Consider the following 15166-nt stretch of genomic DNA (forward strand, 5'->3'; position numbering starts at 1 on the left):
GACAACGCGGCGAGGTGCCGTGGCTGACGCCGCACGCCCGCCAGGGATTGCGGGACAGCCCTTAGGCTTTGATCGGCGACGCGGGGCCGGCAGGCCCGCCGCCGCCCGTATGCACCCCGTTCCCGAACCCCCGATACAAGGAGCCACACGTCATGGCCGACTCCAGTTTCGACATCGTCTCGAAGGTCGAGCGGCAGGAGGTCGACAACGCCCTCAACCAGGCCGCCAAGGAAATCTCGCAGCGTTACGACTTCAAGGGCACCGGCGCCTCGATCTCCTGGTCCGGCGAGAAGATCCTGATGGAGGCGAACGGCGAGGAGCGGGTCAAGGCGATCCTCGACATCTTCCAGTCCAAGCTGATCAAGCGCGGCATCTCGCTGAAGTCGCTGGACGCGGGCGAGCCGCAGCTGTCCGGCAAGGAGTACAAGATCTTCGCCACGATCGAGGAGGGCATCTCCCAGGAGAACGCCAAGAAGGTGGCGAAGATCATTCGTGACGAGGGCCCGAAGGGCGTCAAGGCGCAGGTCCAGGGTGATGAGCTGCGGGTCAGCTCGAAGAGCCGGGACGATCTACAGGCCGTGCAGGCGCTACTGAAGGGCCAGGACTTCGACTTCGCAGTGCAGTTCGTGAACTACCGGTAGGTCCCGCCCCTTCGGCGTGCGGAGCGGGGCACTCCGCTCCGCACCCGGGGCGCGATGTCCGAAAACCGCCGGTCATGCCGGAGCGGGGAACGCAGACTTGTCCATGTCGGGCGACGATCCAGTCGAATCCCGGCATGACGTGCAGGAAAGGGACGAGTCATGACCATGTACGCAACGGTCGACAGCCCGCTGGGTGAACTGCTGCTGGTCGGCGAAGAGATCACCGGCGGGGTGGCGCTCGCCTCGCTCTCGCTGCCCGGCCAGAAGGGCGCCGCGGTCGTCCAGGACGGGTGGATCCATGTCCCGGAGGCCTTCGCGGGGATCGCCGCTCAGCTGCGGGAGTACTTCGCGGGGCGGCTGACCCGCTTCGACATCGTGTACGCGGACGGCGTGGGCACCGACTTCCAGCGCCGGGTGTGGGCCGCCCTGGACACCGTCCCGTACGGGGAGACCGTGTCCTACGGGCAGATCGCCGAACGCGTCGGCACCCCGGGGGCGGGGGTTCGGGCCGTGGGGACGGCGATCGGGCGCAATCCGCTGCTGGTCGTGCGGCCGTGCCATCGGGTGATCGGCGCGGACGGGGCGCTGCGGGGTTACGCGGGCGGCGTGGAGCGCAAGGAGCGGCTCCTGGGGCTGGAAGGCGCCCTGGCGGTGCGTTGAGATGTCCGGACTCTTCCCGAGGCCTCGTACCGTCGTCGCGCCGGGAGCCGTGCATGTGCCGGAGTGGCTGTCGCCGGAGCGCCGGCGGGAGCTGGTGGCGGCCTGCCGGGAATGGGCGCGCGGGCCCGTGCCCCTGCGACACACGGTCCTGCCGGGCGGCGGGGTGATGTCCGTGCAGACGGTCTGTGTGGGGTGGCACTGGCAGCCGTACCGGTATTCGCGCACGGCCGACGATGTGAACGGCGCGCGGGTGGCCGAATTCCCCGACTGGCTGGCGGCGTTGGGTCGCGAGGCGTTGGCCGCTGCGTACGGGGACGAGAGTCCGGTACGGACGTACGCGCCGGACACCGCGCTCATCAACTTCTACGACGGGGCGGCGCGGATGGGCATGCACCAGGACAAGGAGGAGCGGTCCGGCGCTCCGGTGGTGTCACTCAGCATCGGCGACACCTGCGTCTTCCGCTTCGGCAACACGGAGAACCGCGGAAAGCCCTACACGGACGTGGAGTTGGCCTCGGGCGATCTGTTCGTGTTCGGCGGGCCGTCACGTTTCGCGTTCCACGGCGTGCCGAAGGTCTGTCCCGGGACCGCCGATCCCGCGACGGGGATGAGCCGCGGCCGGCTCAACGTGACCCTGCGCGAGACCGGGTTGGGCACCTTCGGCACGGACGGGCGTCAGCGGCGTTCGCGGGAGTTCCCGAACAGCAGCCGGTAGAGGATCAGCAGGACCAGCGAACCACCGATGGCGGCGATCCAAGTGGCCGTGTCGAAGAAGTCGTTGGCGATGGGGCGGTCGAGGAAGCGCGACGATATCCAGCCGCCGAGGAAGGCGCCGACGATGCCTATGAGGGTGGTGCCGACCAGGCCGCCCGGGTCACGGCCCGGCAGCAGGACCTTGGCGATGACTCCGGCCACCAGTCCGAGAATGATCCATCCGATAATGCTCATGCGTGCGAACCTACCCGTCACTCGTTCCTGGAATCCAAGACGCCCGTGCCTGTGACGTGGTTGCCTGCGCGCTCCATGAGCGGGCGGCGCCCCGGCCGCCCATGGGTCAGGTGCGGGCGCTGAACTCCGGCCAGGGCGCCGGATCGGCCGTTTCGTCCTCGGCCTCCTCGGAGTACCACGCGGTGCCGTCCAGCCAGCTGCCGAGCCGCCGGGCGAGGTCGGGCTGATCCGCGTACCAGGTGTGCCCCGGCGCATCGGCGTCCGGCAGGAGGAGGTGCCTCTCCCGGCGCGAGGCGGTGCGGACGGTCTTCTCCGCGGCTGCGAGCAACTGCTCGGTGTCGTTCATGCGTTCATGGTGAATGACGGCACTGACAGTGGGGCGGGACCGCGGGGCTCGGGCCGTCCGCCTGCGCTCCTTGTCACTCCACGGGCCCGTTCCGGTTACTGCTGTCCGTGACCGGGGCTGATACTGACCATGCAGAGCGACGACGGGCAAAACCTTCGGAAGGCGAGTGACCATGAAGCTCATACAGCTGATCCTGAACATCCTGTGGGTGGTGCTCTGCGGGTTCTGGATGGCCCTCGGCTACCTCGTCGCCGCGATCATCTGCTTCGTGCTGATCGTGACGATCCCGTTCGGCATCGCGTCCCTGAGGATCGCCGGTTATGTGCTGTGGCCGTTCGGGCGGACGACCGTGGAGCGGCCCGACGCGGGTGCGCCGTCCTGCGTCGGCAATGTGATCTGGCTCGTCTTCGCCGGATGGTGGCTCGCGCTGGGGCACCTGATCACCAGCATCCCGCTGTTCGTGTCGATCATCGGTATCCCCTTCGGCTGGGCGAACCTGAAGATGATCCCCATCTCGCTGATGCCGCTGGGCCGCGAGGTGGTCCCGAGCGACGAGGCCTTCGGCGCCCGCTGATCGCCCCGAGCGGCCCCGGACTTCTCGTCCGGGGCCGCCCGCGTGAGCCGGCGCGGCGATGGAGTCCCGACAGCCTCTCAGAGGCTGTCGGGTGACCTCGGACCGGAAAAGCGGACGCGGTCTGGTGCGTGCGATTCCAAGGCGGAGGAGGGAGGCGACGCGGAGCGTCGTCGACCGACGACAACGCGGGAAGCGTGCGTGCCAGGGCGTGGCCGCCCGGTCCGAGGTCACCCGACAGCCTCTCAGGGGCGGGGGCCCGCCATCTGCTCCAGCCGGGCGATGCGCTCCGCCATGGGCGGATGCGTCGAGAAGAGTTTGGACATGCCCTGGCCGGGGCGGAACGGATTCGCGATCATCATGTGGCTCGCGGTCTCGATCCTCGGCTCCGGGGGGAGCGGCAGCTGTTTCGTTCCTGCGTCGAGCTTGCGCAGGGCACTGGCCAGGGCCAGTGGGTCGCCGGTCAGCTGGGCACCGGAGGCGTCCGCCTCGTACTCGCGGGAGCGGCTGACGGCCAGCTGGATGACGGACGCCGCGATGGGGCCGAGAATCATGATCATCAGCATCCGGAGGATCCCGGGTCCGTCGTCGTCGTTGGACCGGCCCACCGGGATCAGCCAGGCGAAGTTGACCAGGAACATGACGACGGAGGCGAGCGCTCCGGCGACGGACGAGATCAGGATGTCGCGGTTGTAGACATGGCTCAGCTCGTGTCCCAGTACGCCGCGCAGCTCCCGCTCGTCCAGGATCTGCAGGATGCCTTCGGTGCAGCAGACCGCGGCGTTGCGCGGATTGCGCCCGGTGGCGAAGGCGTTGGGGGCCTGCGTCGGGGAGATGTAGAGCCGGGGCATGGGCTGGCGGGCGGCGGTGGAGAGCTCGCGGACCATGCGGTAGAGCTGTGGTGCCTCGAACTCGCTGACGGGACGGGCCCGCATGGCCCTGAGCGCCAGCTTGTCGCTGTTCCAGTACGCGTAGGCGTTGGTGCCGACGGCTACGAGGAGCGCGACGATCAGGCCCGTACGTCCGAAGAAGCTTCCGATGACGATGATGAGTGCGGACAGTCCCCCGAGGAGTACGGCGGTTCTCAGCCCGTTGTGCCGGCGGTGCACGGTACGCCCTCCAAATGGTGCGGCAGGGGAACCCTCTGCTTGTTGGTCTCCACTCCCCCAGTGGAGCCTCCCGTACAGGTCAACGCGAGGCGAGAGGAGCTAGTTCCCTTGTGCGCGCCGCCGCAGGGGCAGGGGCAGGGCCTGTCCGGCACTTGCGGGCCGGATCAGGCTCTGGGCCGTACGGGTCAGTGGCTGTGCGCGTACCGGTCCGCTGCCCGGTGGCTCAGCGCTGGGCGGGGAGGCCGGCGACCGCGAGGGCCTCGGGGTCCGGCTTGATCTCGCTGGTGCAGTGGGCGCAGCGGGAGGCGATGGCCGGGATCTCGGTGTAGCAGCGGGGGCAGTCGCGCAGGGCGGCCTTGATGTCGACCTGCTCCGCCTTGGCGAAACGGTTCTGGACCTTCGCCATGGGAACCACGACGCCGAAGTAGAGGACCGCGGCGGTGATCAGGAACGCGATGGCGGCGGCCAGGAACTTCCCGTACGGGAAGATGGCGCCCTCGACCGAGAACTGCGCCGAGCTGAAGTCTCCGACGGAGCCGGTGGCGAGGCCGATCAGTGGGGTGATGAAGGCCGTGCTGAAGCCGGTGACGACTGCGGTGAACGCTGCTCCGACGGCCAGCCCGATGGCCATGGAGATGACGTTTCCGCGCAGGATGAAGTCCTTGAACCCGTTCAGCACTGCTCTTGCTCCTCTGGAATGCGTATGTGTGGGGGGTGTGCGGGCAAGACCTTGCCCTGTACGGGCCGTCCCGGGCAAACCGATCTTCGGTATGTCAGAAGAGATTGACGGCAGCGAACCTGAGGACCGTCTGCGGAGCGCCTGAGAGCACCACACCGGCCACGGCGGTGAGCGTGATCGCGACGGTGAGGGAGGCCGGGGCTCCGTGCCTGGTGGGGGCAGGTGCGGAGCCGTCCGCCGGGGTCTCGTCGCGGGCCGCCGCCGGGGCGCGGAAGAGCGTCGCGGTCCACTGGAGGTAGTAGTAGAGCGCGATCACGACGTTGACGGCCATGACGACGGCGAGCCAGCCGAGTCCGGCGTCGACGGCCGCGGAGAAGACCGTGACCTTGGCGAAGAGGCCGATGATGCCGGGCGGCAGGCCCGCCAGGCAGAGCAGGAAGAAGGCCATCGCCAGGGCGGCGAGGGGCCGGGTGGCGTACAGGCCGCGGTAGTCGGTGATCCGGTTGCCGGGGCTGGTACGGGCGACCAGGGCGGCGACCGCGAAGGCCCCGAGGTTCACGACGGCGTACATGAGGGCGTACGCGACGGTGGAGCCGATGTGCTCGTCGCTGGAGTACGCGGCGGCGGCGATCGGCACCAGCAGGTAGCCGGCCTGGGCGACGGACGACCAGGCGAGCAGGCGCACGGCGCTGCGTGCCCGGCCGGCGTTCTGGCGCAGGGCGGCGACGTTGCCGATCGTCATGGTGAGCACGGCGATGACGGCGAGGGCCGGTCCCCAGACATCGGCGTACGCCGGGAACGCGACCACGGTGACGAGGATGAGGCCGGAGAAGCCGACCGCCTTGCCGACGACCGAGAGGTAGGCGGCGATCGGCAGGGGGGCGCCGATGTACGTGTCGGGAACCCAGAAGTGGAAGGGCGCGGCGGCCGTCTTGAACGCGAAGCCGACCAGGGTGAGGGCGACGCCCGCCTTGGCGAGGGTGTCGAGCTGACCGGGTACGTCGTCGAGCCGGGCGGCGATCTCGGTGAGGTGCAGGGTGCCGGTGGTCGCGTACACGAAGCTGACGCCGAGCAGCATGACGGCGGTCGCGACGACGGAGGAGAGGAAGAACTTCAGGGCGGCCTCGGAGGACCGCCGGTCGCCGCGCTTGATGCCGACGAGCGCGAAGGCGGGCAGCGAGGCGACTTCGAGGGCGACGACGAGGGTGGCGAGATCGCGGGCGGCGGGCAGCAGTGCGGCGCCGGACGCGGAGGACAGCAGCAGGAACCAGAACTCGCCGGCCGGGAGCTTGCGGGTGTCGCCGAGCGAGAGCAGGGCGGTGAGCAGGGCGCCGCCGAGCACGAGGGCCTGGATGACCAGGGCGAAGTGGTCGGCGGTGTAGCTGCAGGCGTCGGCGGAGCCGGATCCGGTGGCCGCCGCGTTGAGGCAGAAGGTGGAGCGGTCGCCGTCGCGCAGCGGGACGAGGAGCGCCAGGGCGGCGACGAGCCCGGTGATGGTCAGCGCGCCGAGGAGCGGTTTGCGGCGCTCGGGCAGGAAGAGGTCGGTGACCAGGACGATCAGCGCCATGGCCGCGACGACGACCGGGGGTGCGATCGCGAGCCAGTCGACGGACTGGATGAGGCTGGTGGTGCTCTCGGCCGCGGTGGTGACGAGGTCCGGGGTGACGACGGCTGTGGTCACGACTTGCCTCCTGCGAGGAGCTTCTGCACGGCCGGGTCGGTGAGGCCGAGGAGGGCGGCGGGCCACAGACCGGCGAGGACGGTGAGCGCGACGAGCGGGGTCCAGGCGGCGAATTCGTACGTCTGGACATCGGCGAGCTGCGGCTCTTCGCGCTTCTCACCCATGCAGACCCGGCGTACGACCATGAGCATGTACGCGGCGGTGAGCAGGGTGCCGAACGCGGCGATCGACATGAAGGTGAGGAAGGCGGGCCGGCTGAGGCCGTCGGCGGGGTCGAAGGAGCCGAACAGGGCGAGCATCTCGCCCCAGAATCCGGCGAGGCCCGGCAGGCCGAGGGAGGCGACGGCGGCGAAGGCGAGGAGGCCGCCGAGGCGGGGTGCCCGGCCGTAGAGCGCGGCTCCGGTGGCCCCGGAGAGGGTGTCGAGGTCGGCGGTGCCGTACCTGTCCTTGACCGCGCCGACGAGGAAGAACAGCAGGCCGGTGATGAGGCCGTGGGCGATGTTGGCGAAGAGCGCGCCGTTGACTCCGGTGGGCGTCATGCTCGCGATGCCGAGGAGCACGAAGCCCATGTGTCCGACGGAGGAGTACGCGATCAGGCGCTTGAGGTCGCCCTTGGAGCCGGGGCGGACCAGCGCCAGGCAGGCCAGCGATCCGTAGATGATGCCGACGACCGCGAAGGCGGCGAGGTAGGGCGCGAAGGTGTGCATCCCGTCGGGGGCGATGGGGAGCAGGATCCGGACGAATCCGTACGTGCCCATCTTCAGCAGGACGCCCGCGAGGAGGACCGAGCCGACGGTCGGGGCGGCGGTGTGGGCGTCCGGCAGCCAGCTGTGCAGCGGCCACATCGGGGTCTTCACGGCGAGCCCGATGCCGATCGCCAGAACGGCGATGACCTGCACGGACGAGGTGAGCCCACGGCCGTTGTCAGTGGCGAGTGCCACCATGTCGAAGGTGCCGCTCTTCAGTCCGATGAGGAGCAGGCCCAGCAGCATGACGACCGAGCCGAGCAGTGTGTAGAGGATGAACTTCCAGGCGGCGGCCTGCCTCTGCGCACCGCCCCAGCGGGCGATGAGGAAGTACATCGGGACGAGCACCATCTCGAACGCCAGGAAGAACAGCAGCAGGTCGAGGACGGCGAAGGTCGCGAGGGTGCCGGACTCCAGGACGAGCAGGAGAGCGACGAAGGCCTTCGGGGAGGGGCCCGCGGGCAGCTTGAAGTAGCTGTAGAGCGCGCAGAGGAAGGTCAGCAGCGCGGTCAGTACGAGAAGGGGGAGCGAGATGCCGTCGATGCCGAGATGGATGCGGACGTCGAGCGCCGGGATCCAGCTGATGTCGGTGGTGGCCTGCATCTTCGACGGGTGGTCGTGGTCGAAGCCCGCGGCGAGGACGATCGCGGCGACGAGGATCGCGCCGGTGACGGTCACGCCGTGGCGGAGCACGGCCTGGTCGGGGCTGGTTCCCTTCAGTCCCGGCGGGGCCGGCAGCAGGGCGGCCACGGCACCGACGAGCGGGACGACGACGATGAACGCGAGAAGGAACTGCATCACGGATTCACTGATATCGATCACGGCTCACGACCCGGCGTTGGTGTTGGCGAAGACGACGGCGGCGATCACCAGGACCAGGGAACCCGCGAGCAGCGCGCCGAGGTAGGTCTGCACGTTGCCGGTCTGGGCTCGGCGGACGGCGGTGCCGAGCCAGCGTGCGCCGGTGCCGGAGCCGCGTACGTAGGTGTCGACGACCTCGCGGTCCAGGAAGCGGACGAGGCTCGCCGCGGCCTGGACGGGGCGGACGAACAGCGCCGTGTACAGGGCGTCGAGGTGGAAGCCGGCGGCGGCGTGGTGGTGGAGCGGGCCGAGCAGCAGGCGGCCGGGATCGGCCGGGTCGGGGGCGTCCCCGTCGGCTCCGTAGGCGGCGGTGTGTGCCGTCATGGCCTGGGCCTCGATGAGGGCGGGTTCGGCTTCGGGGTGGGCGACGACGGTGCCGACGGGGGTACGGGCGGCGAGCGCCGAGGTGTGGCGCCAGGCGCCGTAGGTGACGAGGCCACCGACGAGGCCGACGCCCGTGGAGAGGACGGCGGTGGTGACGGTCGGGGTGAGGCTGTGGCCGTCGAACCAGTCGGTGATCGTGCCGACGGTCAGTCCGAAGGCGATGGTGGGGACGGCGAGGACCCAGAGGACGGCGGTCATCGCGACGGGCTGCCTGCCGTGGTCGGGGGCCTCGGCGCCGCGGCCCCGGAAGGCGAGGAGCCAGAGGCGGGTGGCGTAGGCGGCGGTGAGGACGGCGGCGAGCAGTCCGGCGACGAGTACGGTCCAGCCGGCGGCGGCCGGGGCGACGTGCCGGTCCCCGAGCGCGGTGTGCTCGGCGGCGACGAGGACGGCTTCCTTGGAGAAGAAGCCGGCGAACGGAGGGATGGCGGCGAGCGCGAGCAGGGCGACGGTCATCGTCCAGTAGGCGTCCGGGATGCGCTTCGTCAGGCCGCCCATGCGGGACATGGCGGCCAGCGAGTTGGTCCCGGCGGCGTGGATGACGACGCCGGCCGCGAGGAAGAGGACGGCCTTGAACGCGCCGTGGGAGAGGAGGTGGAAGACGGCGGCCCCGCGGTCGCCGACGGCCAGGGCGCCGGCCATGTAGCCGAGCTGGCCGATCGTCGAGTAGGCGAGGACCCGCTTGATGTCGTCCTGGGCGAGGGCGGCGAGTCCTGAGCCGATCATCGTGATCGCCGCCATGACGGCGAGCACGACGAGCGCCGCGCCGGACTGGGCGAAGACGGGGAGGAGCCGGGCCACGAAGTAGATACCGGCGGCGACCATCGTCGCGGCGTGGATCAGCGCGGAGACGGGGGTGGGGCCGGCCATCGCGTCGGGCAGCCAGGTGTGCAGGGGGAACTGCGCCGACTTGCCGGCGACGCCCGCGAGGAGCAGCAGGGCGATGAGGGTGGGGTGGTCCGGGCCGCCGTTGGCGACGGCGCCCAGGATGCCGGTGATGCGGAAGGTGCCGGTGTCGGCGGCGAGCGCGAACAGGCCGATCAGGAAGGGGACGTCGCCGAGCTTGGTGACCAGGAAGGCCTTGAGGGAGGCGGCGCGGGCTTCGGGCGTCTCCCAGTAGTGGCCGACGAGGAAGTACGAGCAGATACCCATGATCTCCCAGCCGACCAGGAGCACCATCAGGTCGCCCGAGTAGACGACGAGCAGCATCGCGGAGGTGAAGAGGGAGACGAGGGCGGCGTACGAGGGGTAGCGGGGGTCGTCGCGCAGATAGGCGGTCGAGTAGATCTGTACACAGGTCGCGACAAGCCCGACCAGGACGGCGACGAGGACCGCGAAGCCGTCGAGGTGCAGGGCGAGGTCGATCGGGACCGAGCCGGTGGGGGTGAGCTGGGTCGCGGCGTCGATGGCCCGGCCGCCGCCCTGGCGTGCGGCGACGACGGCGGCGATGACGGCGGCGGCGAGGGTGGGCAGTACGGCGAGGGGGCGTACGAAGCCGGGGGCGGTGCGTCCCAGGAGGAGACCGGCCGCAGCGCCCAGGAACGGAAGGAGGGGGACGAGGACGGCGAGGGTCGTGGTGGTCACGCGGTGGCCTCTGCCTTCTTTGCCTTCCCTGCCGCAGCAGTGGCCTGGTCTTCGGTGCCGGTGCCGGACGCGTCGTCCGGGAGGGCTTCGGCGGCGTCGGTCTCGGCGGTGTCGCGGAGGCGGTCGACGTCCGAGCTGCCGCGGTTGCGGTACACGGCGAGGACGATCGCCAGGCCGATGCCGATCTCCGCCGCCGAGATGGCGATGGTGAAGAGGGTGAGGGCCTGGCCGGAGTGCAGGGCGTCGCGGAGCCAGACGTCGAAGGCGACCAGGTTGAGGTTGACGGCGTTGAGCATCAGCTCGACGGACATCAGGACCAGGATCGCGTTGCGACGGGCGAGCACTCCGTACAGCCCGGTGCAGAAGAGAAGGGCGGCGAGCACGGCGGGATAGGCGAGGTGCATCAGCTCTGCTCCTTACCGCGCTTGCGGGACAGGACGATCGCGCCGACGAGGGCGGCGAGCAGCAGGACAGAGAGTGCTTCGAACGGCAGCACCCAGTGCCGGAAGAGGAAGGAGCCGGTCACGTCGGTCGAGCCCCGGGCCGGTCCGTCCAGGTCGATCCAGGTGGTCCGGAAGGCGTCGACCACGACCCAGACGAGCGCGCCGGCGGAGGCGACGGCCACGGCGAGGGCCGCCCAGCGGTTGCCCGAGTCGGCGTCCGGGGAGCGGCCGATGGGGGCCCTGGTGAGCATCAGCCCGAAGAGAAGAAGGACGACCACGGAACCGACGTAGATCAGTACCTGCACCCAGGCGATGAACTCAGCGGTGAGCAGGAGGTACTCGACGGCGAGACCCCCGAGCGTCACGACCAGCCAGAGGGCGGCATGCACCAGCTGCTTGGTCGTGACGGTGACGAGGGCCGCGCCGAGGGTGGCGATGCCGACGAGGACGAAGGCGATCTCGATGCCGGTCGGGGAGAGGAAGCCGGAGTGGGCCGGCTGGGCGGCGAGGGCGGTGTGAGCGGAGTGGGCCGCGGTGGCTGCGAGTGTCACTCCTCCCCCTCTGCTTCGCTCTGGTTCTGCTGGGTTTCCTGAGCCTGTCGGGCCTGCTGTGCCTGTTGGGCTTCCTGGGCGCGCTGGGCTTCGAGTTTCTCCGCCGTCTTGCGGGCGGCGGCGATCTCCTTCGGCTCCTCGGCGCCCGGGTCGAGCGCCGGCGGTTCCGGCACCGTCCACATCCATGCGCGGAGCTTGTCGCGCTCATGGGTGAGTTCGAGGATGTCCGTCTCCGCGTACTCGAACTCCGGCGACCAGAACAGCGCGTCGAAGGGGCACACCTCGATGCAGATACCGCAGTACATGCAGAGCGAGAAGTCGATGGCGAAGCGGTCGAGGACATTGCGGCTGCGCTCGCGGCCGCCCGGGGTCGCGGCCGGCACCGTCTCCTTGTGGGAGTCGATGTAGATGCACCAGTCGGGGCACTCACGGGCGCAGAGCATGCAGACCGTGCAGTTCTCCTCGAACAGCGCGATGACGCCGCGGGAGCGGGGCGGGAGCTCGGGCTGGACGTCCGGATACTGCGCGGTGACCGTCTTCCTCGTCATCGTCCGCAGGGTAACGGCCAGGCCCTTGGCCAGGCCGGAGCCGGGGATCGGGGGCATCAGCTGATCGCCACCTTCACGATGCCGGTGAGCGCGATCTGCGCGAGAGCGAGCGGGATGAGCGTGGTCCAGGCGAGCTTCTGCAGCTGGTCCTCGCGGAGCCGGGGGTAGGACACCCGCAGCCAGATGACGACGAAGGCGAGGACCGCGGTCTTGAGGAGCGTCCAGACCCAGCCGAGTCCGTCGGCGCCGAACGGGCCGTGCCAGCCGCCGAGGAAGAGAACGGTGGTCAGTCCGCACAGGACGACGATGCCCGCGTACTCGGCGAGCAGGAACAGGGCGAAGCGCAGGCCGGTGTACTCGGTGTACGCGCCGAAGATGATCTCCGAGTCGGCGACCGGCATGTCGAACGGCGGGCGTTGCAGCTCCGCGAGTCCGGCCACGAAGAAGACCAGCGCGCCGACGATCTGCCAGGGCAGCCACCACCACTCGAAGGCATCGAGGATGCCCGGGAGGGAGACGGTGCCGGCCGCCATCGCGACGGAGGCGGCGGCGAGCAGCATCGGCAGCTCGTACGCGAGCAGCTGGGCGGCGGTACGGAGGCCGCCGAGGAGGGAGAACTTGTTCGCCGACGCCCAGCCGGCCATCAGCGAGCCGAGGACTCCTACGCCCATGACGGCGAGCACGAAGAAGATGCCCGCGTCGACGACCTGCCCGACCGCGCCCTCGCCGGGGCCGATCGGGATGGCGACGAGCACGAGGAGGTACGGGAGCAGCGCGACGGCCGGCGCGAGCTGGAAAATCCGGCGGTCGGCCTCGGCCGGGACAATGTCTTCCTTCTGCGCGAACTTCACGCCGTCCGCGACGAGCTGGGCCCAGCCGTGGAAGCCGCCGGCGTACATGGGGCCGAGGCGGCCCTGCATATGGGCCATCACCTTGTGCTCGGTCTGCCCGACGACGAGCGGGAGGACCATGAACACGGCGAAGACGATGACGAGGCGGAGGGCGACGTCCAGTACGTCGTTCACGCGGTATCGCCTCCGGCGGGGGTCTCTGGGGTTTCGGGGGTCTCTGAGGTTTCTGGGGTTTTCGGGTGCGCCGAGGGTTCGGGGTGGGTCGCGGGGGCGGTCTCGGTATCGGTATCGGTATCGGTATCGGTATCGGTATCGGTATCGGTATCGGGGGTGGTCTCGGTATCGGGGGTGGTGTCGGTGTCCGCGTCGGGGGTGCCGCTGCGGAGGGCCTCTCCCCTACCCGCCCCTTCCCGAACCGGGGGCTCCGCCCCCGGACCCCCGCTCCTCAAACGCCGGAGGGGCTGGGAAGTACTGGGGTCCGTGCCCGCACCCGAGTCCGCACCCGCATCCGCATTCGCATTCGCGTCGAAAGCCGGGCGGGCGTGGTGCCACGGGGCATCGCTGGTTCCGGAGCTCGGCTCCGCTGCCCCGGTCCCCGTACCCGTATCGGTCCCCGGGCCTCCCTGTTCCGTACCCGTACCCGTACCCGCACCCGCCCCCGTCCCCGGCGCCGCTGTCTCCGCCTGCCCGCTCGTCGGCTGCTGGCTCGCCGAGCCCTGGGACGCGCTCCGGGTACGGCGCGGGGTCGTGGTCCGGGGTGTCGTCTCCGTACCCGCGCCCGTTTCCGGGGCCGGGGCCGCTGCTGCCGCTGCCGTCCGCTGGGCGGCCGAGCCCTCGCTCGCGCTGCGGGTGCGGCGCACCGGGCGGTCGCCCGCCGCTCGCGGGGTGCGGGCCGGGCGGGACGGGGCGGGCGGGAGCTGGCCCTTCAGGGGGCCCCATTCGTTCGGGTCGGGGACGCCGGGCGGCAGCATCGTGCGCCGCTTCGGGCCGCCGTGCTCCGACTCGCCCGGCTCCTTCGCGCCGGGCCAGGCCTTCGCGACGCGCGCCGCCAGCACGAAGTCCTTGCGCAGCGGGTGGCCCTCGAAGCCCTCGGGCAGCAGCAGCGGCACCAGGTGCGGGTGGCCGTCGAAGCCGATGCCGAACATCTCGTGCGTCTCGCGCTCGTGCCAGGCGGCGCCCGCGTAGACATCGATCGCGGTGGGAAGGGCCGCCGCCTCGTGCGGAACGGTCGTACGGATCATGAGCCGACGGACCTTGCCCCCGGCGAGGGCCGCGACATGGACGCAGACCCGGAAGCCGGTGCCCGGTTCGTCGACCGCGCTCAGCCAGTCGAAATACGTGCAGCCCAGCCGGTCGCGGGCCGTTTCGAGGGCGGCGATCCAGGCGGCGGCCGGTACGTCGACGGTCAGCAGGTCGTACGCGTACTCCGCCGTCGCGTCCTCGCCGAAGAGCTCGGCGGCGGCGTCGGGCAGGCGGTCGTAGGCGCCGGCAGGGGTGGTCATGCGCGGTCCTTCCCCGGGGCCGGGGCCGACGCCGGGTCCTGCGGGGGCGCGACCAGGCCGCTGCGCAGGGCAGCGGTGGAGGGACGGCTGCCGCCGCCCGTCGCGTACCGCTCGCCCAGCGACTCCCGGGCGATCTTCTCCTGGAGCTTGAGGATGCCCTGGAGCAGCGCCTCCGGCCGGGGCGGGCAGCCGGGGACGTAGACGTCGACCGGGATGATCTGGTCCACGCCCTTGGTCACGGAGTACGAGTCCCAGTACGGGCCGCCGCAGTTGGAACAGGCGCCGAAGGAGATGACGTACTTGGGCTCGGGCATCTGCTCGTACAGCCGCTTCACCGCCGGGGCCATCTTGTCCGTCACCGTGCCGGAAACGATCATGAGGTCGGCCTGGCGCGGGCCGGGCGCGAACGGGATCACGCCGAGCCTGATGAAGTCGTGCCGGGCCATGGAGGCGGCGATGAATTCGATGGCGCAGCAGGCGAGCCCGAAGTTGAAGACCCAGAGGCTGTAGCGGCGGCCCCAGTTCAGGACCACCTTCATCGGCTCGGGCGCCAGGCGCGACAGGACGCCGAGCCGCTTGGGCTCCGGCAGGAAGGTCGGCACGGGCTGCGGTTCGGATCCCTCGTCGGCCTGCGGGCTGGTCACGTCCATTCGAGGACGCCCTTCTTCCATGCGTAGAGCAGTCCTACGGCCAGGAAACCGAGGAAGATGAACATTTCGACCAGCGTCGTCGCCCCGTATCCGGGTGCGGCGAATACGGTCGCCCACGGAAACAGGAAGATCGAGTCGACGGCGAAGATCACGTACAGGAAGGCATAGACGTAATAACGGACCTGGGTATGTGCCCATCCTTCACCCACTGGATCCACGCCGCACTCGTACGTCAGGAGCTTTTCCGGCGTCGGGACCACGGGGCGCAGCAGTCGGCCGGCCCCGAAGGCGACGGCGACGAACAGCACGCCGATCACGGCGAGCAGTCCGACCACTGAATAACCGTGGAAGTAGTCCGACGCGAGAACGGTCGATTCCGGCAGGTCCGCCACGTCCGCCCCTCGCTCCCTCGAA

At 70.4% G+C, this 15166-nt stretch carries 18 protein-coding genes; 4 read left to right on the plus strand and 14 right to left on the minus strand.

Translation table 11 applies throughout. From position 1 onward, the window contains the following. Nucleotides 1–152 precede the first annotated feature (152 nt). From OG611_RS03950 to OG611_RS03960, 3 genes are all read left to right on the plus strand, one after another. Entirely contained in the window at nt 153–641 is a 489-nt protein-coding gene (locus OG611_RS03950) for a YajQ family cyclic di-GMP-binding protein (protein ID WP_030926258.1), read from the plus strand. A 159-nt stretch (nt 642–800) separates the two neighbouring features. Continuing rightward, on the plus strand, nt 801–1301 hold the full coding sequence (locus tag OG611_RS03955) for a methylated-DNA--[protein]-cysteine S-methyltransferase (protein ID WP_266415550.1): 501 nt from the start codon (nt 801–803) through the stop codon (nt 1299–1301). A 1-nt stretch (nt 1302) separates the two neighbouring features. Continuing rightward, nucleotides 1303–2016, plus strand: a complete 714-nt coding sequence (locus OG611_RS03960) for an alpha-ketoglutarate-dependent dioxygenase AlkB (protein WP_266415553.1) — start codon at nt 1303–1305, stop codon at nt 2014–2016. Here OG611_RS03960 and OG611_RS03965 read toward each other — a convergent pair. Both OG611_RS03965 and OG611_RS03970 read right to left on the minus strand, forming a co-directional pair. Then, complete coding sequence (locus OG611_RS03965; protein WP_266415556.1) at nt 1977–2249, minus strand: GlsB/YeaQ/YmgE family stress response membrane protein; 273 nt, start codon at nt 2247–2249, stop codon at nt 1977–1979. The two genes, OG611_RS03960 and OG611_RS03965, sit on opposite strands and share 40 nt — an antisense overlap. Nucleotides 2250–2355: 106 nt before the next feature. Further along, nucleotides 2356–2595 carry a hypothetical protein gene (locus OG611_RS03970; protein WP_266415558.1) on the minus strand — a complete coding sequence of 80 codons (240 nt, stop codon included), beginning with the start codon at nt 2593–2595 and terminating at the stop codon, nt 2356–2358. Nucleotides 2596–2767: 172 nt separating this feature from the next. On the opposite strand from OG611_RS03970, the gene OG611_RS03975 reads away from it, so the two are divergent. Further along, a complete protein-coding gene (locus tag OG611_RS03975) occupies nt 2768–3169 on the plus strand; it encodes a YccF domain-containing protein (protein ID WP_266415560.1) in 402 nt (133 codons plus the stop codon). A gap of 242 nt (nt 3170–3411) precedes the next feature. On the opposite strand, the gene htpX is transcribed toward OG611_RS03975, so the two are convergent. The 12 genes from htpX to OG611_RS04035 all read right to left on the minus strand — a co-directional run bounded on the left by htpX (nt 3412) and on the right by OG611_RS04035 (nt 15144). Further along, a complete protein-coding gene (gene htpX, locus OG611_RS03980; protein WP_266415562.1) occupies nt 3412–4275 on the minus strand; it encodes a zinc metalloprotease HtpX in 864 nt (287 codons plus the stop codon). Nucleotides 4276–4498: 223 nt separating this feature from the next. Beyond that, complete coding sequence (locus tag OG611_RS03985; RefSeq protein ID WP_266415564.1) at nt 4499–4954, minus strand: MscL family protein; 456 nt, start codon at nt 4952–4954, stop codon at nt 4499–4501. Between the two features lie 94 nt (nt 4955–5048). Next, nucleotides 5049–6635 (minus strand): NADH-quinone oxidoreductase subunit N, encoded by a 1587-nt coding sequence (locus OG611_RS03990; protein WP_266415566.1) that lies wholly within the window; start codon nt 6633–6635, stop codon nt 5049–5051. Continuing rightward, nucleotides 6632–8179: a NuoM family protein gene (locus OG611_RS03995; protein ID WP_266425491.1), complete on the minus strand. Its 1548-nt coding sequence runs from the start codon at nt 8177–8179 to the stop codon at nt 6632–6634. The genes OG611_RS03990 and OG611_RS03995 overlap by 4 nt, the downstream gene beginning before the upstream one ends. A 27-nt stretch (nt 8180–8206) precedes the next feature. After that, the gene (locus OG611_RS04000) at nt 8207–10207 is read right to left on the minus strand and encodes an NADH-quinone oxidoreductase subunit L (RefSeq protein WP_266415568.1); all 2001 of its coding nucleotides are present in this window, start codon (nt 10205–10207) and stop codon (nt 8207–8209) included. Then, nucleotides 10204–10611 carry an NADH-quinone oxidoreductase subunit NuoK gene (gene nuoK, locus OG611_RS04005; protein ID WP_266415570.1) on the minus strand — a complete coding sequence of 136 codons (408 nt, stop codon included), beginning with the start codon at nt 10609–10611 and terminating at the stop codon, nt 10204–10206. The genes OG611_RS04000 and nuoK overlap by 4 nt, the downstream gene beginning before the upstream one ends. Continuing rightward, on the minus strand, nt 10611–11114 hold the full coding sequence (locus OG611_RS04010; protein WP_266425493.1) for an NADH-quinone oxidoreductase subunit J: 504 nt from the start codon (nt 11112–11114) through the stop codon (nt 10611–10613). The genes nuoK and OG611_RS04010 overlap by 1 nt, the downstream gene beginning before the upstream one ends. 83 nt (nt 11115–11197) lie before the next feature. Further along, nucleotides 11198–11806, minus strand: coding sequence for an NADH-quinone oxidoreductase subunit I (locus OG611_RS04015; protein WP_266415572.1), 609 nt, complete (start codon nt 11804–11806; stop codon nt 11198–11200). Further along, nucleotides 11806–12774 (minus strand): complex I subunit 1 family protein, encoded by a 969-nt coding sequence (locus OG611_RS04020; protein WP_266415574.1) that lies wholly within the window; start codon nt 12772–12774, stop codon nt 11806–11808. Before OG611_RS04020 ends, OG611_RS04015 begins: the two co-directional genes overlap by 1 nt. Further along, nucleotides 12771–14102 (minus strand): NADH-quinone oxidoreductase subunit C, encoded by a 1332-nt coding sequence (locus tag OG611_RS04025; RefSeq protein WP_266415576.1) that lies wholly within the window; start codon nt 14100–14102, stop codon nt 12771–12773. The genes OG611_RS04020 and OG611_RS04025 overlap by 4 nt, the downstream gene beginning before the upstream one ends. Next, the gene (locus tag OG611_RS04030) at nt 14099–14752 is read right to left on the minus strand and encodes an NADH-quinone oxidoreductase subunit B (protein ID WP_266415578.1); all 654 of its coding nucleotides are present in this window, start codon (nt 14750–14752) and stop codon (nt 14099–14101) included. The genes OG611_RS04025 and OG611_RS04030 overlap by 4 nt, the downstream gene beginning before the upstream one ends. After that, nucleotides 14743–15144 (minus strand): NADH-quinone oxidoreductase subunit A, encoded by a 402-nt coding sequence (locus OG611_RS04035; RefSeq protein WP_189544080.1) that lies wholly within the window; start codon nt 15142–15144, stop codon nt 14743–14745. Before OG611_RS04035 ends, OG611_RS04030 begins: the two co-directional genes overlap by 10 nt. Between the last annotated feature and the right edge of the window lie 22 nt (nt 15145–15166).

The organism is Streptomyces sp. NBC_01363, from assembly GCF_026340595.1.
In the GTDB taxonomy this organism is placed as follows: Bacteria; Actinomycetota; Actinomycetes; order Streptomycetales; family Streptomycetaceae; genus Streptomyces.